The 16,725-nt window shown below is 64.9% G+C and carries 13 protein-coding genes; 3 read left to right on the top strand and 10 right to left on the bottom strand.

What is annotated here, in order from left to right:
- Nucleotides 1-147 precede the first annotated feature (147 nt).
- Genes phnC through phnE form a run of 3 tightly spaced genes read left to right on the top strand, consistent with a single transcriptional unit; the run spans nt 148 to nt 2,609 of the window.
- Nucleotides 148-930, top strand: coding sequence for a phosphonate ABC transporter ATP-binding protein (gene phnC, locus V6N07_RS13930; RefSeq protein ID WP_371156939.1), 783 nt, complete (start codon nt 148-150; stop codon nt 928-930).
- Between the two features lie 12 nt (nt 931-942).
- On the top strand, nt 943-1,815 hold the full coding sequence (gene phnD, locus V6N07_RS13925) for a phosphate/phosphite/phosphonate ABC transporter substrate-binding protein (protein ID WP_371156938.1): 873 nt from the start codon (nt 943-945) through the stop codon (nt 1,813-1,815).
- Between the two features lie 2 nt (nt 1,816-1,817).
- Nucleotides 1,818-2,609, top strand: a complete 792-nt coding sequence (gene phnE / locus V6N07_RS13920; protein ID WP_371157226.1) for a phosphonate ABC transporter, permease protein PhnE — start codon at nt 1,818-1,820, stop codon at nt 2,607-2,609.
- A gap of 26 nt (nt 2,610-2,635) precedes the next feature.
- On the opposite strand, the gene cysG is transcribed toward phnE, so the two are convergent.
- The 10 genes from cysG to V6N07_RS13870 form a co-directional block, all read right to left on the bottom strand.
- Entirely contained in the window at nt 2,636-4,072 is a 1,437-nt protein-coding gene (gene cysG / locus V6N07_RS13915; RefSeq protein WP_371156937.1) for a siroheme synthase CysG, read from the bottom strand.
- A gap of 27 nt (nt 4,073-4,099) precedes the next feature.
- Nucleotides 4,100-5,056, bottom strand: coding sequence for a glycosyl transferase family protein (locus tag V6N07_RS13910; protein WP_371156936.1), 957 nt, complete (start codon nt 5,054-5,056; stop codon nt 4,100-4,102).
- Nucleotides 5,053-7,683, bottom strand: a complete 2,631-nt coding sequence (locus V6N07_RS13905; RefSeq protein WP_371157225.1) for a molybdopterin-dependent oxidoreductase — start codon at nt 7,681-7,683, stop codon at nt 5,053-5,055. Before V6N07_RS13905 ends, V6N07_RS13910 begins: the two co-directional genes overlap by 4 nt.
- Nucleotides 7,683-8,012, bottom strand: coding sequence for a nitrite reductase small subunit NirD (gene nirD / locus V6N07_RS13900; RefSeq protein ID WP_371156935.1), 330 nt, complete (start codon nt 8,010-8,012; stop codon nt 7,683-7,685). Before nirD ends, V6N07_RS13905 begins: the two co-directional genes overlap by 1 nt.
- A complete protein-coding gene (nirB, locus tag V6N07_RS13895) occupies nt 8,009-10,441 on the bottom strand; it encodes a nitrite reductase large subunit NirB (RefSeq protein ID WP_371156934.1) in 2,433 nt (810 codons plus the stop codon). The genes nirD and nirB overlap by 4 nt, the downstream gene beginning before the upstream one ends.
- 5 nt (nt 10,442-10,446) lie before the next feature.
- Nucleotides 10,447-12,150: an ABC transporter ATP-binding protein gene (locus V6N07_RS13890; RefSeq protein WP_371156933.1), complete on the bottom strand. Its 1,704-nt coding sequence runs from the start codon at nt 12,148-12,150 to the stop codon at nt 10,447-10,449.
- A gap of 5 nt (nt 12,151-12,155) precedes the next feature.
- Nucleotides 12,156-13,232 carry an ABC transporter permease gene (locus tag V6N07_RS13885; protein WP_371156932.1) on the bottom strand — a complete coding sequence of 359 codons (1,077 nt, stop codon included), beginning with the start codon at nt 13,230-13,232 and terminating at the stop codon, nt 12,156-12,158.
- A gap of 57 nt (nt 13,233-13,289) precedes the next feature.
- Nucleotides 13,290-14,657 carry a CmpA/NrtA family ABC transporter substrate-binding protein gene (locus V6N07_RS13880; RefSeq protein WP_371156931.1) on the bottom strand — a complete coding sequence of 456 codons (1,368 nt, stop codon included), beginning with the start codon at nt 14,655-14,657 and terminating at the stop codon, nt 13,290-13,292.
- Nucleotides 14,658-14,921: 264 nt separating this feature from the next.
- Complete coding sequence (locus V6N07_RS13875) at nt 14,922-16,094, bottom strand: ABC transporter substrate-binding protein (protein WP_371156930.1); 1,173 nt, start codon at nt 16,092-16,094, stop codon at nt 14,922-14,924.
- Nucleotides 16,091-16,675, bottom strand: a complete 585-nt coding sequence (locus tag V6N07_RS13870) for an ANTAR domain-containing response regulator (protein ID WP_371156929.1) — start codon at nt 16,673-16,675, stop codon at nt 16,091-16,093. Before V6N07_RS13870 ends, V6N07_RS13875 begins: the two co-directional genes overlap by 4 nt.
- Nucleotides 16,676-16,725: the final 50 nt, after the last annotated feature.

Raw genomic sequence — 16,725 nt, 5'->3', positions numbered from 1 at the left:
CGCGCATGCGTGCCGGTCGAACGATCTGCAGGCACATTCGGGACGCGGGCCGCCCCCCCATCACCTGATCCGTGCGGATCGCCTTTCCCAGCACGCGCAACCATGCGACGGAGGCGGAATGAAAGACGTCGCAATTCGTTTCAATCCATGAAGTCCGCCAACGAAGGCCGACCCGCGTCAACCTTGCGTCTCGTGGGGGGCGGCGCGACCTATGGCGATGGAACCGTGGGGTTGCACCCGTCCGATCTGAGCTTTCGGGCAGGCGAGTTCTGTATTCTTCTGGGGCCGTCAGGCGCGGGAAAATCCACGCTGTTGCGGATGCTGAACCTGTTGGTCATGCCGACCGAAGGCACCGTGGAATGGGCTGCGGACGGGACATCGACACCGCTTGCCAGTGCGCGCGCCATTCGCGACCATCGTCGGCGGACCGCCATGATCTTTCAACAGCATCACCTGATCCCGCGGCTGTCCGCGCTGAAGAACGTCGAAATGGGCAGGCTTGGCCATCATCCCGCGTGGCGTACGATCTGGGGCCTACCTGCGGCGGACCGAAAGATCGCGATTGCCTGTCTCGACCGGGTCGGGTTGGCGGACAAGGCGCTGGCCCGTTGCAGCGCCCTGTCCGGAGGACAGCAGCAACGCGTCGGCATCGCGCGCGCCCTGGCGCAGCAGCCGCACGCGATCCTCGCGGATGAGCCGATTGCATCGCTCGACCCGACTTCGGCGGAACATGTGCTGCGCCTGCTGCGCAGGATCTGTCACGAGGATGGAATTCCGGCAGTCGCAAGCCTGCATCAGCTGGAGGCGGCACGCGGTATCGCTGATCGCATCGTCGGGCTTGACAGTGGTCGCATCGTATTCGACGGACCGCCTGCGGCGCTCATGGCGTCCGACATTGCCCGCATCTACGGCAGCATTGCCTCCCAATAGGAACCTCTCGTCATGCTCAAGACTGTCGCTTTTGCCTTTGCCGTTCTTGCCGGTGCCGTTCAGGCGCAGGGCACGCACGATCCGGACGTCCTGCGCGTCGCGCTGTTGCCGGACGAGGACGCGGCCACCGTCATTCAGGACAACGCCCCCCTTGCCGCCCATCTCGAGGCCGAGATCGGGCGTGACATCGAGATGATCGTGACGACCGACTATTCCTCGATGATCGAGGCGATGCGCTTCGGCCGCATCGACGTCGCCTATTTCGGACCCGTGTCCTACACGATCGCCAAGGAACGGATGGCGGGCGGCGACCTCGATATCGAACCCTTCGCGGCCCGCGTGACGGATGGTAGCACGACCTACCGTTCGGTTGTCATCGCCGGGACCGGATCCGGGATTGTGTCGGTTGCCGATCTGGTCGGCTCGGGGGTGGATGTCGCCTTCGGTGATCCCGCCTCGACCTCCAGCCACTATGCACCGCGCCACGCGCTCCTGCTGGAGGGTGCGGTCGCGGGTGTCGATTACGAGGCACGGTTCACCGGGGCGCATGATGCGGTCGCCCGCAACGTGGAGCTTGGCAATGCAGCAGCAGGGGGGCTGAGCGAGCCGATCTTCGAAAGCCTGATCGATCGGGGTGTCATCGATGCAACGCGCGTCGCGGTCATTCACACCACCGCAGACCTGCCGCAATATCCTTGGGTGATGCGGACCGATCTGACGACGGGGCTGCGGGATGGCATTCGCGCGGCCTTCCTCGGCCTCGCACAGGGAACGGAGACGGGTGATGCGGTGCTTGGTCCGTTCAAGGCCGAACGGTTCGCACCGATTACGGATGCTGACTACGACATCATCCGCGACATCCGGAAAACCGTGCTGGACGAGTGAGCCTGAACGCCGACGCCATCCTCGCGGCCGACCGCAGGCGTCGGCGGCGCAAGGGATTGACCGCGCTTGCAGGTGTCGGGGCGGTCGCGGTCTGTCTTGCGATCACCGGCTTTTTCGACGGCGCACGCCTTGCGGGGGGCGTGCCTGCGATCGGCACGTTGCTGTCAGAAATGGTTCCGCCTGACTTTTCCCGCTGGCGGGCGTGGATATGGCCGCTGGTAGAGACCTTGGCGATGTCGGTTGCCGGCACAGCACTGGCCCTAGCGGCCGCCGTTCCGCTTGGCTTGCTGGCGGCGCGCGACACCGCACCGGGCACGATTACATATGGCACGGCCCGCCTTATCCTGAACGTCCTGCGCGCCTTGCCGGAACTGATCCTCGGGATCGTGTTCGTGGCCGCGGTGGGGTTCGGGATGCTTCCCGGCGTCTTGGCTCTTGGCCTCCATTCGATCGGCATGCTGGGCAAGTTCTTAGCCGAGGCCGTCGAACACGCCGATACGGGACCGATCGAAGCCGTACAGGCCGCCGGGGCGGCACCCTTGCAAGTCGTTTCGCACGGCATCATGCCGCAGGTCTTTCCGCGCCTCGTGGACATGTCCATCTATCGTTGGGAATACAATTTCCGCGCGTCGACCGTGATGGGCATGGTCGGCGCGGGCGGCATCGGAACCGACCTCATCGGGGCGCTGCGCATCCTCGACTACGCGCAGGTATCGGCGCTTCTCCTCGTGGTGCTTGCCGCGGTCACGGTCGTCGATGCGATCGGTGCGGGTATCCGCCGGCGCCTTCGGTAAGTGGCCAGTGACCCTTTTGTCCGCCGTCAGGCGGGCATCAGGCGCAGGCTTGGCACACTCTGAACCGTCGCTTCGGACATGGGTGCAGCGGCTGGATTGACCGCCGCATGATGCGCGGGCCATGTCACCAGCAGGACGGCACAGCCTGCAATCTGCGACGCGGCGATCCGATCGGCCATGGTTTCCACCGTGGCGGCGACGTGACGTTGCCCCGGTTTCGAGACCTCGACGCAGATGTCGACCGGACTGGTCGGTGGCAGACCCTGATTCATCAACTGCGTTGCAAGGCGCCCGGCCTGACGGACCGACATGTAGAACACGGTCGTCGTTCCCGGGCCGCAATGGCGCGTGCTGTCGGGCAGGGGGTCGCCCGCATGGCCCGTGCCCGTGGACAACACCAGCGTGTTGGCCACACCGCGTTCCGTCAGGCTGCGTGACAGGCTGGCCCCGGCTGCGGAGGCAGCCGTGATACCCGGCACGATCTCGACCGGAATGGACGCCGCGCGGGCGGCCTCGATCTCCTCGGTTGCGCGGCCGAAGATGCCCGGATCGCCGGATTTCAGACGGACGACGCGCTGTCCCTTGCGGGCGGCAGCCACGATCACGTCGTTGATGCGATCCTGCGGCCATGCATTTGCCCCGACATGCTTGCCCACGAACACCCGCTCGGCATCCCGCCGCGCAAGCTCCAAGACATCCGGGTCGACGAGCCGGTCGTAGAAGATCACATCCGCTTCCTGCAGGCGTTCAACCGCACGCAGGGTCAACAGATCGCGCGCACCCGGACCCGCCCCGACCAGTGCGATGTGCCCGCATTTGTCAACGCGCGTTGGCGCGCCACCCGTGGCGATGGCGGTCTTGATCGCCCGCGCCGCGTCACGTTCCGCGCCGCGCACCCAGATGTCGCGGGGTGCCCCCTTGAAGACCCAGGCCCAGAAGGCGCGGCGCCCCGCGCGCGGGACGTTGCGCGCAACGCTGGGCCGCAACCGGCCGGCCAGTGCCGCAAGACCGCCAAGCGACAGGGGCAACATGCGTTCAAGCTGGGTCTTTATCTCGCGTGTCAGAACGGGGGCGGTGCCTTCGCTGCCGATTGCGACGACGATCGGATCGCGGTCGACGATGGCCGGTGTGGTCATGTCGCAAAGATCGGGTTGATCGACCACGTTTACGGGGCAGCGCGCGGCCTTGGCCAGCGCATGCGCCGCCGCATCCAGACCCGGGCAGCCGGTGCCGACGAACGCCATGGCGGCATCATCGAAGACATCGGCGGACAGGTCGCGACATTGGATTGCACGCCCTTCCGTCACCAGTTCGGCCAGCTCCTGATCCAGCTGAGGGCTTACGAGGACGAGAGATGCGTCGGATTTCAGCAGAAGGCGGGCCTTCTGCGCTGCCTGCTCGCCGCCGCCCACGATCACGACGCGGCGCCCGGTGGTGCGGATGAACATGGGGAAGGCTTTCATGACAGGTCTCCTTGTCAGGCCGGCTGTTCAGGTCAGGACAGGCATCTTGCGGGACGCCCAGAGGTTCCGGGCCAGTGTTGCGGCGTCGCGGGCACCCAGAGTGTCGAGCGCGAGGGCCGCCGTTCCGGTGATGATTTCGGTCTCGAAGGCAGAAGGGCCCGTCGGATCCCATGGCTGCGCCGGCTCCGTCCCGGCAACAGCGGGGGTCGCAAGGCGGCGCGTCTCCTCCGCGACGGCCGGAAACCTCTGTTCCCAAAGCTCGCCGTCGCGCAGGCCGAAACTTGCGATGTCCTTGCTGGGATGGCGTTCGAACTCACCACCGCCACCCTTGATGACCGACAGGTTCCGCCATCCGAGCAAGGCACCTGCATCGGCCTGCAAAAGGCGATACGAGGGGTGAAAGACGCCCTGAACGCTTGCCGTCGCAACGCCGGGGTTCAGCATTCGGCAGATCGTGTTCACGCAGGATCGCAGGCCCAGAACGCCGCGCAGGCCAAGCAGGCGAAACAGGGCAGGGTGCAACACCTCGAGGGGCATGTAGGCAATGCCGTCCTGCCCAAGCAGACGCTCCGCATCGGCAGCGGAGCGTGCGACGGCAATACCGGCCTGCTGCAATCCGGCGCGCACCTTGGGGTCCGCGCCATTCCAGCCATGCAGCAGAACGCGGCGTCCGGCCGCGGCGACCAGTTTCGCCGACAACAGGAACCAGGGCGCGCCACGGGTCCGGCCCGCCGCATAGGTCGGCCAGTCCAGATCGACCTGTGGCAGGGCAGGTATCTGCGCTTGTGCGGCGGCGGCCAGCCCGGCGATTTCCGGCGCGGTCTCGCCCTTCATCCGCAATAGCATCAGCAGCGCGCCCACGGCCTCGGGCGCGGTATCGTCACGCAGCATCAGGGACATCGCATCGAAGGCTTCGTCCTGCGTCAGGTCCCGCGACCGGCCCGGGCCGCGACCCAGGGTGCGCACGTGGTTGGCCAACGTCATTCCGCCGCCTCGCGCGCGCGCGCCGACAACAGCAGGTCCGCGATCTCCGGGCGGCAGGAGCCGCAGTTCGTGCCCGCACCCAACGCGGCCCCGATCTGGTCCACCGACATCTGGCCCCTGGTTTCGATCGCATCGACGATGGTATTGATGCCGATGCCAAAGCACGAACACAGGACCGGACCGGGGTTCGGCGCATCGACGGCGGGGCGCCCGGACAGCGCATCATCCCCTTCGGTGCCGGGCAGGCCGGACAGGTAGTCGCGCATGACGGCCACGGGCGCGCGCGAGACGAACAAGGCCCCGATCAACGTTCCGTTTTCATAGAGCACGACGCGGGCAAGGCCCCGTTTGGCATCGGTGATCGACGATACTTTCGCATCCGGGGCGCCAAACAGGCGTTTCGCCTCGGTCGTCCAGTCCTCGATAGGTGCGGCCCCGGCGAGTTCGGCGCGATAGCCCTGATCGGTGCGCGCCAAGGCCCAATAGTCGCTGTTCAGCGTCATGGGCCCGCTGGACACGGCAAACCCATGCCACGCCGCATCATAGCGGCGAACGGCAACGACGCTGGCCTTGCTTTCGGGTTGTCCCGAAACCGGGTCGACCGCGGCGGCGACCAGGGCGTCGATCCGCGCGGCGGGTGCTGTTTCGGCGGTCCAGTGCATCGGGGCGAAGACTTGGCCGGGCTGCACGCTGTCCGTGATGCGTGCGCGCAGAATGGCTTTGCCGTTCGGGCTCGTCACCTGCAACAGATCGGCCGGCTCCACGTTCAGGTCTTGGGCGTCTTTGGGGTGAATATCGAGAAACGGCTCGGCCATATGCGCCGAAAGCCTCGGGCTCAGACCCGTCCGCGTCATGGTGTGCCACTGATCGCGCAGACGCCCGGTGTTGAGGCGGAACGGATAACGCGGCGCGGTTCTGGCCGCGGGCGGTCGCCATGTCACCGGCAGGATGCGGGCCTTGCCGTCCGAATGAAAGAACCGACCATCCGCGAAGAAGCGACCGCCCCGGCGCGCGGCGGTGATCGGCCAGCGCTGTGGCGCGAGGGCCGCGTATTCCGTGTCGGTCATGTCCGACAGTCCCGAGATGTCGAAATCGCGCCCGAACAGACCCGCAATGCCCGACAGCGCCGCGTATTCCCGGAAGATCTCGGCCTCGGTGGCATAATTGAATGCCGCGTCGAACCCCATGCGGCGGCCGACTTCGGCAAGAATGGCCCAGTCGGGCCGCGTTTGACCCGGCGCGGGCAGGGCCTGTCTCTGGCGGCTGATCGTCCGGTCCGAATTGGTGACCGTTCCGTTCTTCTCGGCCCAGGCGGTCGCGGGCAGCAGCACATCGGCCAGCCGCGCGGTATCGGTGCGGTCGGTGATGTCGCTGACCACCGTGAAGGGGCAGGCGGCGATGGCATCGCGCACCGCGTCCGCCTCGGGCATCGATACGGCGGGGTTGGTGTGGATGATCCACAGGGCCTTGATCCGGCCGTCGCCCACGGCACGGAACATGTCCACCGCCTTCAGGCCGGGCGCATCCGGCACCGATTGCGCCCCCCAGAAATCGCGCACCGCGGAGCGGTGATCCGCGTTCTCCAGATCGAGGTGGCAGGCCAGCATGTTGGCCAGACCACCGACCTCGCGCCCGCCCATCGCGTTGGGTTGACCGGTCACGGAAAGGGGCCCGCAGCCCGGCTTGCCGATCCGGCCCGTCGCAAGGTGGCAATTGAGGATCGCGTTCACCTTGTCCGTGCCCGACGTGGACTGGTTCACCCCTTGCGAAAAGACCGTCACGACCTTTTCGGTGCACATCCACAGATCGCAGAATGCCTGAATGTCCGCTTCGTGCAGGCCGGTGGCATCCGAATTGTCCGAGAGCGCCGCGGCCAATGCCGCGTCGAACCCTTCCGTCTGCTCCATGAACGATCTGTCCAGCGCGCCGCCTGCGTGAAGGGCCGCGAACAACCGGTTGAACAGCGCCACATCCGATCCCGGGTTCAACGCCAGATGCAGGTCCGCGCCATCGCAGCTGGCGGTGCGGCGCGGATCGATGACGACGATCCTCGTGCCCCGCGCTTTGCGGGCCCGCAGCAGCCGCTGATACAGAACCGGATGACACCATGCGAGGTTCGACCCCACCAGCACGACCAAGTCGGCCTCATCGAGATCCTCATAGGTGCCGGGCACCGTGTCCGTGCCGAAGGCGCGTTTGTGACCTGCGACCGAAGACGCCATGCACAGCCGCGAATTGGTATCGATATTGGCCGAGCCGATGAATCCCTTCATCAGCTTGTTGGCCACGTAATAATCCTCGGTCAGCAGCTGACCCGAGACATAGAATGCGACACTGTCCGGTCCGTGCTCTGCGATGGTGTCCGAAAAGCGATCGGCGACATGTCGAAGGGCCGTATCCCACGGCACGTCCCGACCGTCGACGCGCGGGGCCAGCAGCCGCTGTTCAAGGCCGACGGTTTCCCCGAGGGCCGCGCCCTTGGAGCACAGTTTCCCAAGGTTTGCCGGATGATCGGGATCGCCGCGCACGTCCAGCCCGCCCTCGCCATCCGGGCGCAGAAGGACCCCGCACCCGACCCCGCAATAGGGACAGGTTGACCGCGTTTGCGGCTGATCCGCCCCGTCCATCACGCAGCACTCTTCGCGGCAAGCTGACTTGCATCGATCAGGACCCGGCCGTCCTCGATCTTGACGCCGAAGGTCGTGATCGCGGCATCCTCGCCCTGCGCCTGCCCGGTGTTCAGGTCGAACACCCAGTTGTGCAGGGGGCAAGTGATGGATTGACCGTGGACGATGCCCTCGGACAATGGACCGCCCTTGTGCGGGCAGCGGTCCGTGGCGGCGAATACCTCGTCCGTTCCGGTGCGGAACACCGCAACGCAGCCTGCTTCGGTCTTGATGGTCCGCGCCCCGCGCAGGGGGATGTCGCCAATCGGGCCGATATCGATCCAGTTCATTCCGCGGCCTCCAGTGTCAGGTCAGCCATCGGCTGATATCGCGCGGCCTGTCTGGCATGCTCGGCCCAGGGGTCCGTGCGGTAGATCGATTGCGACAGCTCGAACGCCTCGATCAGACGTCTGCGCTCATCCAGATCCTCGACCACCCGCGCCTTGACCCAATCGAGTCCGACCTTGGCGACCCACTTGTAGGGCCTGTCCAGATACTTGGCGTTCTCGCGGTACAGCTGAACGAAGGCGGTGGTCACGTCGATCGCCTCCTGCTCGGTCGCGACGTCGCACAGCCGTTCCGTTTCCTTCAGGTCCATGCCTGCCGCGCCCGCGACTCCAATCTGATATCCGCTGTCGACGCAGATGATCCCGACATCCTTGCACGTTGCTTCCGCGCAGTTGCGCGGGCAGCCCGAAACCGCCAGCTTGACCTTGTGCGGCGTCCAGGACCCCCACAGCGTCTGTTCCAGCTTGATGCCAAGGCCGGTGCTGTCCTGTGTGCCAAAACGGCAATGGTCGGTGCCGACACAGGTCTTCACCGTGCGCAGCCCCTTTGCGTAGGCATGGCCCGAGACCAGACCGGCCTTGTTCAGGTCCGCCCATATCGCAGGCAAATCCGCGCCACGCACGCCCAGCAGGTCGATCCGCTGGCCGCCGGTCACCTTGACGGTGGGGACATCATATTTGTCGGCGGCATCGGCGATAGCGCGCAGTTCGTCTGCATTGGTGATCCCGCCCCACATGCGCGGCACGACACTGAAGGTGCCGTCCTTCTGGATGTTGGCGTGCTTGCGTTCATTGACGAAGCGGCTCTGGGGATCGTCGAGATATTCCAGTGGCCAGTCCGCCAGCAGATAGAAATTCACCGCAGGACGACAGACATGACAGCCGTTGCGTGTTTTCCACGCAAGTTCCTGCCAGACGGCTTCCTGGGACTTGAGCTCCTGCGACTTGATCAGGCGCCGCACGTCTTCATGCGTCAGATCGCAACAGCCGCAGATCGGCTGAACGGTCGGCATCTCGAACGCGTCGCCCAAGGTGACCTGCAACAGCTGTTCGACCAGCCCGGTGCATGTGCCGCAGGATGCGCTGGCCTTGGTCGTCGCCTTGATTGCCCCGAGGTCCGTGGCGCCGCCGTCGATGGCATCGACGATCGTGCCCTTGCAGATGCCGTTGCAGCCGCAGATTTCCGCATCACGCGGCAATGCTGCAACGGCTGAGAGAGGGTCCACGGAGGCGCCCCCCTGAAACGCGGGGCCAAAGATCAGCGTCTCGCGCATCTCGTCGATGTCGGTGCCGTCCTTTATCAGCTGGAAGAACCAGTTGCCGTCGGCCGTATCGCCATACATGACCGCCCCGATCAGGCGGTCATCCTCGATCACGAGGCGCTTGTAGATGCCCTTGCCCGGGTCGCGCAGGACGATATCCTCGCGGCCCTCGCCGTCGGCGAAGTCGCCCGCGCTGAACAGGTTGCAGCCCGTGACCTTGAGCTTGGTCGCAGTGTCCTTGACGATGAAGGCATCCGGCGTCCCGAGCAGGGACTGCCCCAGCACCTTTGCCTGATCGTAAAGCGGCGCGACCAGACCGAACAGGGTGCCGTTGAACTCCACGCATTCGCCGACGGCAAAGACATCCGGGTTCGAGGTCTGCATCTGCGCGTTCACGGTAATGCCGCGCGCGACGTCCAGACCAGCGTTTTGCGCAAGCCGTGTTTCGGGGCGGATGCCGACGGCCATCACGACCAGATCGGCAGGCAGCACCTCATCCCCGTCCAGAAGAACCCCCTCGGCCCGACCTTCGCCGACGATCGCCTTGGTCGAGGCCTGGGTGCGGATCGTGATCCCGCGTCCCTCGAGGTCCTTGCGCAACAGGTAGCCGGCGGCCTCGTCGAGTTGACGCTCCATCAGGTGGCCCATCAGATGGACGACCGTTACCTGCATGCCCCGCTCGGCCAGGCCTGCGGCAGCTTCCAGACCCAACAGGCCCCCGCCGATGACGACGGCCTTGCCGCCCTTGTCGGCGGCTTCGATCATGGCGTTGGTGTCGTCGAGATCGCGGTAGGTGATGACACCGGGCAGATCCTTGCCCGGCACCGGAATGATGAAGGGGGCCGACCCCGTGGCGATGACCAGCTTGTCATAGGGCAGGGGACCGTTCTGTCCTTCGACGACCTTTGCCCCGGCATCGATGTCGATGACCGGTTCGCCGAAACGGCAGGTCACCCCATGCGCGGCGTACCAGGCGTCGTCATGGGTCACGATGTCATCGTAGGTCTGTTCGCCGGACAAGACCGGCGACAGCATGATGCGGTTGTAGTTGCCGCGCGGCTCGGCGTTGAACAGGGTGATGTCGAACGCGTCCGGCGCGTTCTCGACGAGGTGTTCTATCACCCGGCCCGACGCCATGCCTGCGCCGACGATTACCAGTTTCTGTTTCATCCCGTTCACTCCGCTGCGACAGCGGCCGAGGGCTTTTGCGGTGCCTCCGCCGACGTCTTGGGTTTGGGTTTCGCGCCGTGTTCGTATTCTTCGAGGAAATCGAGGACTTCCTGCCGATAGTGGTAGTAGTCCGGATGCTCGAGCAGGGCCTTGCGGGTGCGCGGGCGAGGCAGGTCCACATCGACGATCTTGCCGATGGTGGCCTGCGGACCGTTGGTCATCATGACCACGCGGTCGGCGAGCAGGATCGCCTCGTCGACATCATGGGTGACGCAGATCGCGGTGACCTTGGTGCGCGACCACACCTCCATCAGGACTTCCTGCAATTCCCACCGGGTCAGGCTGTCGAGCATGCCGAAAGGTTCGTCGAGCAGCAGCAGTTTGGGCGAGAGGGCAAAGGCGCGGGCAATGCCGACGCGTTGCTGCATGCCGTTCGACATATCGCTTGCGGGCTTGTCCATCGCATCGGCCAGCCCCACGCGTTCGAGGTAGTATTCGACCACGTCCTGCCGTTCGGCGCGGCTGGCACGGGGATAGACCTTGTCGACCCCGATGGCGCAGTTTTCGCGCGCCGACAGCCACGGAAACAGGTTTGGCGACTGGAAGACCACGGCGCGCTCCGGATCGGCGCCGGCGACATGGCGACCGTCCAGCTTGATCGCGCCTTTCGAGATCGGGTTGAGCCCCGCAGCCATGGTCAGGACGGTGGATTTGCCACAGCCGGAATGGCCGATCAGCGAGATGAACTCGCCCCGGTCGATCTTCAGGTCGAAATCCTCGACCACCGTCAGCGGCCCCTTCGGCGTGGGATAGACCTTGTGCAGCTGCGAGAAATCCAGAAAGCGATCGTCGATCAGACCATGCTGCGCATCCTTCACCACCGCCGGAACGCCGTGGATGGGTGTCACGTTCGGCAAGGCGCGCGTGCCCTCGACCTTGGATTCGATCCCGACATCCATCAGGTACTTCGTCACATCCGCGCGCAGCCTCTTGAAGGTCTCGTCGGTGTTCATCGCCACGCGGTCGCGGGGGCGGGGAATGGTAACGCGGAATTCTTCGCCCAGCGTGCCGTCGGGGTTCAATGCGATGATACGGTCGGCCAGAAGGATCGCCTCGTCCACGTCATTGGTGATCAACACGCAGGTTTTCTGATCGGCCTGCCAGATCCGCTCGATCTCGTCGGCCAGATTGGCACGGGTCAGCGCATCGAGGGCCGAGAGCGGTTCATCCAGCAGAAGCATCTCGGGGTTCATCGCCAGCGCACGCGCCACGTTCACCCGTTGGCGCATGCCGCCCGACAATTCCGCCGGGCGGCGTGTCGCGGCATGCGACAGGCCAACCATCTCGACGTAATGTGCGACCTTCGCATCCTTGTCGCTGGCGGACATGTCGGGAAACACGGTGTCCACGGCCAGCCGCACGTTGCCGTTCACCGTCAGCCAAGGCATCAGGGAATAGCTTTGAAAGATCACGCCGCGTTCCGGGCTCGGCTCCTTGATCGGGGCGCCCTTGAAGGTCGCCGTGCCGGTGGTCGGGCGATCCAGCCCGGCCATGAGGTTGATCAGCGTTGTCTTGCCGGTGCCCGAAAAGCCCAGCAGGACGAGGAACTCGCCCTCCTGCACGTCGAGCTGAATGTTCTTCAGCACATCGGTGCGATGCACCCCCGAACCGAAGCTTTTGGTCACGTTGTCCAGTGTCAGAATACCCATCTCGATCACCGGTTGTTCGTGAAGGTGAACAGCGACTGAAGCGCATACATCACGCGGTCCAGCATGAAGCCGATGATGCCGATGGTCAGAACCGCCACCATGATCTTGGCCAGCGAGGATGAGCTGCCGTTCTGGAACTCGTCCCAGACGAACTTTCCAAGGCCGGGGTTCTGCGCCAGCATCTCGGCGGCGATCAGGACCATCCAGCCCACGCCAAGCGACAGGCGCAGCCCGGTGAAGATGAGCGGAAGCGCCGAGGGCAGGACCAGCTTGGTGATCTTGGTATAGGTGTTCATCTTGAGGACCTTGGAGACGTTCACCAGATCCTTGTCGATGCTGGCCACACCCAGGGCCGTGTTGATCAGCGTGGGCCACAGCGAACACAACGTCACGGTGATCGCGGACACCAGGAACGACTTGGAAAACAGGCCATCGTTGGTCGCGTAGACGGCCGACACGATCATCGTCACGATCGGAAGCCACGCCAGGGGCGAAACAGGTTTGAAGATCTGGATGATGGGGTTCAGCGCGGCATTCGCATAAGGCGACAGGCCTGCCGCGATGCCCAGGGGGATGGCGACGACGCTGGCGATCAGAAAGCCGAAGAACACCGTTTTGATCGAGGTCCAGATCTGTGCGTAATAGCTGGGTGCGCCGGTATAAGTGCGCTCGATCGGCTCCTTGCCCTGCGAGATGCGACGCTCGTTCAGGGTTGCGACCTGCGCTTGGAACTTGGCGCGGCTTTCGGCCTTGGTCTGGGCATCTTCGTGCAGGTTTACCGCCTCGGTCCAGACTTGCCCCGGTCCGGGAACCGCCCCGAGCGATGTCTGCACCGTCGGGGCCAGCATGCCCCAGAGCGTCAGGAAGCCCACGATAGCCAACAACGGAACACCGAGCAGGCGCCAGATCTCGGATACCTGTGCCTTGGGGTTGTCGCCGGCTGCCGCGCGCAGGACGGGGGTCAACCAGGACAGGCCGAGGACCTGGAACCACTTGTCTGCGGAGTTGATGCGGGTAAAGCGCCGTTCGCGGCGCGCGGCGCGGTCGGCCTGTGCCGCGAAGTTCGGTTCTGCCGTGCTCATGAGCGTATCTCCTGAAGGGATGCGCGCGGGCAAGTCGTCTGCCCGCGCGGCGGGCGCTTAGCCCTGGACCTCGCCGCCGACGACAATCTGTTCGCCTTTCAAACCGATCGGCAGGCTTTCGAGATAGGCGTTCGGTGTCCGCCCATCGTAGGCGATCCCGTCGATGATGTCGGCGGCAGGCGTCGGGTCCTTGTAGCCGTCGCTGTCCCACGGGAAATCCGCCTCGGAGGCGAGGCCCTCGTCCACGAGGCTGCGGGCCGCATCGAGGTAGATGTCGGGGCGATAGACGCTTTCGGCGACTTCCTTGAACCATTCATCGGACTGCGGTTCCGCAATCTGGCCCCAGCGGCGCATCTGCGTCAGGTACCAGATCGCGTCGGAGTAGTAGGGATAGGTCGCGTTGTAGCGGAAGAAGACATTGAAATCGGGGATTTCACGGACGTCGCCCTTCTCGAACTCGAACGTACCGGTCATCGAATTGGCGATGACGTCATAGTCGGCGCCGACGTATTCGGCGCGGCTGAGGATCTCGACCGCCTCTTCGCGGTTGGCGTTGTCGTTCTCGTCCAGCCACATGGCGGCGCGGATCAGCGCACGGGTCAATGCCTTCGTCGTATTGGGGTTTTCCTCGACGAACTCGGCGGTCAGGCCGAAGACCTTCTCGGGGTTGTTGCGCCACAGCTGATAGTCGGTGATGATCGGCACGCCGATGCCCTTGAACACGGCCTGCTGGTTCCAGGGTTCGCCCACGCAGTAGCCGTTGATCGTGCCGGCCTCCATCGTCGCGGGCATCTGTGGCGGCGGGGTCACCGACAGGAAGACATCCGCGCCGATCTGGCCGGTGATGTTCTCGGGGCTGTAATACCCCGGCTCGATCCCCCCGGCGGCCAGCCAGTAGCGCAGTTCGTAGTTGTGGGTGGAGACAGGAAAGACCATGCCCATGTTGAACGGCTTGCCGTCAGCGTTGAACTGCTCGATCACCGGGATCAGCGCTTCGGCCGAAATGGGGTGCTGCGGGCGGCCATCGTCCATCGACGGGATGTGCGGGCGCATCATGTCCCAGACCTCGTTCGACACGGTGATGCCGTTGCCGTTCAGGTCCATCGAAAATGGCGTCACGATATGTGCTTCGGTGCCGTAGCCGATGGTTGCGGCCAGCGGTTGCCCCGCCAGCATGTGAGCCCCGTCGAGCTGTCCGTCGATGACCCCGTCCAGCAGGACCTTCCAGTTTGCCTGCGCTTCGAGTGAGACGAACAAGCCTTCGTCCAGAAAGTAACCCTGTTCGTAGGCCACGGCCAAGGGCGCCATGTCCGTCAGCTTGATGAAGCCGAACGTCAGTTCGTCCTTTTCGAGGTCCAGAAGCTGGGCGAGGGCCGGGCTGGCCAAGGCCGTCGTGGCAGCAAGGCCGAGGAGGAATTTCTTCATGGTTTGTCCTTTCCATGGTCCCGACCGGTGCTGTCGGGGTGGGCAAAAACGAAAAAAAGGCCGATCACAGACCACCGATTGTTTCGGCAGAAAGTGAGCGGCCTTGCTCGGAACGTCCCAGTCAGCGGGATGAAATTCGGTAAGGTTCACGCCATTGCGAACCTCGATTCGAGGTTGCTGCAATGTCGCGTTTGCGTGAAGCGGATTCCGCTGACCATCCGCAGAAACGAGGCAGGAGTGCGGGCCTGCCCAATTCCTGTGCGTTCAGGATGCGTCCGGGTCGAAAATGCAGTCGTCGAAAAAACGGTTCGGCAGGAGCGTCAGCGCCCCACCCGCCGATGCGACAGGTGTTGCATGCGGCATGGCGCCTTCGACCTTTTCGGATGCGCCCGGCAGATCGCAGCCCGTCTGGCCAAGGTGCACGCGGTGCAGGTCAGACCGGAAGACACGGGCGACAGCCTGCCAATCCGCGCCTTCCGCGATCCCGTGTGACTGTCGCAGACGTTCGGCGATCCACTTTGCCTGACTGCGCCACGGAAAGCTGGCCGCGCCTTGGTGGAATTCGACGAAACCCTCTACCTGTCGCTGTTCGCCCCGTGCCGACACGGTCAGATGCCCGGACAATGCCCGGTCGATCAGTTCCGGGGATACGTCCAGATAGGCTTTGCGCGCCAGCAGATCGCTTGCGGTCGCGTGGACCTCGGGGTTGGACAGCCATCGGCCCGCCCGCCAGGTTGCCCGCATCAGACGGCCCAACAGGTTCGGCTCGGTCTCGGCCCAGTCGGTTCGGACCGCCAGCACCTTTTCGGGCGCGAAACTCCAGATTGCCGTGCCCGGCAGCAGGAGCGCACCTGCCGCCTGCTCGACCGCGACCGACCCCCAGGGTTCGCCGACGCAGAACGCGTCCACGTCGCCCGCCTCCAGTGCGCTGGCCATCAGGGGGGGCGGCACCGTGCGGATCACGATGCCATCTTCCCCAAGCGCGGTTGCCCTGCTCCAATACCGGAGCAGTTCGACGTGCATTGAGAACGGAAAGGGCACCCCGAAGACGATCGGGCCCTCGCGCACCTGCGCCAGTGCCTGTGCCGCCGAAACCGGATCCGTGAAGTCAAAGCCATACCCGATGGACCGCAGCCGTGCCTCGAGCGCGTGGCCGACGCCGAGGACGTTGCCATTCACCGACAGGACCGACACCGCGGACAGGGCCGTCGACACGCCGCCCAATCCCATCGCCATGGCGACCGGCACGGGGGACAGCATGTGGGCCGCATCGACCCGTCCGAATGCGAGCATGTCCCGTACCGAGGACCACGACGGGGCAGGGATCAGGTCGAGCGCGATGCCCTCGGCCTCGGCAAAGCCCATTTCCTGCGCGATGATAAGGGGGGCGGCATCGACCAGCGGCATATAGGCCACGGGAATGGACACCGGGCTCATCCCAACAGCCCCGAGGCCGTGACCAACGCCTCTGCCACATCGGCAACGCGTCGCCCCTGATCCATCGCGGTCTTGCGCAAAAGGGCATAGGCGGCATCCTCGTCGATGCCCTTGGCTTTCATGATCAACCCCTTCGCGCGGTCGATGACCTTGCGTTCCTCGAGGGCGCGCCGGGTTTCCGCCAGTTCGTTGCGCATCTGGCGCACCATGGAAAAGCGCGCGATGGCCGTATCCATGACCGGTTTGATCCGCGTGGGCGACAGGCCATCCACGACATAGGCGGATACGCCCGCCTCGATTGCGGACTGCGCAAGGCCACCGGCCGCCGCAGAGACGAACATCGCAACCGGCCGTTCCAGAGGGCCGGACGCAAGCGTCAACTCCTCCATCACGTCGCGGGTGGGGTTGTCGATGTCGATCAACACCACGTCCGGGGCATGCGCGGCGATCTTCCGGGCCAATCCGCTGGAATTTCCGACGACGAAAACATCGCATGCGCAGGCATCCTTGAGCGCATCGACGACGGCAATTGCCCGATCGCGATCTTCCTCGACAACGACGATGGTGAGGGTCTGAGCCATGCCATGTCAAAGATACGAAGGAATTGGTGCACGCAAGGGACGAGGGGTGG

Origin of the sequence: Jannaschia sp. 2305UL9-9 (assembly GCF_041403465.1) — a bacterium.
GTDB lineage: Bacteria > Pseudomonadota > Alphaproteobacteria > Rhodobacterales > Rhodobacteraceae > Jannaschia.
The sequence above is the reverse complement of the archived record's forward strand: the minus strand, read 5'-3'. Positions and strand labels throughout refer to the sequence as shown.

Bases quoted from the DNA above. Each gene is read 5' to 3' on its own strand.
- phnC (WP_371156939.1), top strand. From the start codon at position 148: ATGAAGTCCGCCAACGAAGGCCGACCCGCGTCAACCTTGCGTCTCGTG.
- phnD (WP_371156938.1), top strand. From the start codon at position 943: ATGCTCAAGACTGTCGCTTTTGCCTTTGCCGTTCTTGCCGGTGCCGTT.
- cysG (WP_371156937.1), bottom strand. From the start codon at position 4,072: ATGAAAGCCTTCCCCATGTTCATCCGCACCACCGGGCGCCGCGTCGTG.
- V6N07_RS13910 (WP_371156936.1), bottom strand. From the start codon at position 5,056: ATGACGTTGGCCAACCACGTGCGCACCCTGGGTCGCGGCCCGGGCCGG.
- V6N07_RS13905 (WP_371157225.1), bottom strand. From the start codon at position 7,683: ATGGACGGGGCGGATCAGCCGCAAACGCGGTCAACCTGTCCCTATTGC.
- nirD (WP_371156935.1), bottom strand. From the start codon at position 8,012: ATGAACTGGATCGATATCGGCCCGATTGGCGACATCCCCCTGCGCGGG.
- nirB (WP_371156934.1), bottom strand. From the start codon at position 10,441: ATGAAACAGAAACTGGTAATCGTCGGCGCAGGCATGGCGTCGGGCCGG.
- V6N07_RS13890 (WP_371156933.1), bottom strand. From the start codon at position 12,150: ATGGGTATTCTGACACTGGACAACGTGACCAAAAGCTTCGGTTCGGGG.
- V6N07_RS13885 (WP_371156932.1), bottom strand. From the start codon at position 13,232: ATGAGCACGGCAGAACCGAACTTCGCGGCACAGGCCGACCGCGCCGCG.
- V6N07_RS13880 (WP_371156931.1), bottom strand. From the start codon at position 14,657: ATGAAGAAATTCCTCCTCGGCCTTGCTGCCACGACGGCCTTGGCCAGC.
- V6N07_RS13875 (WP_371156930.1), bottom strand. From the start codon at position 16,094: ATGAGCCCGGTGTCCATTCCCGTGGCCTATATGCCGCTGGTCGATGCC.
- V6N07_RS13870 (WP_371156929.1), bottom strand. From the start codon at position 16,675: ATGGCTCAGACCCTCACCATCGTCGTTGTCGAGGAAGATCGCGATCGG.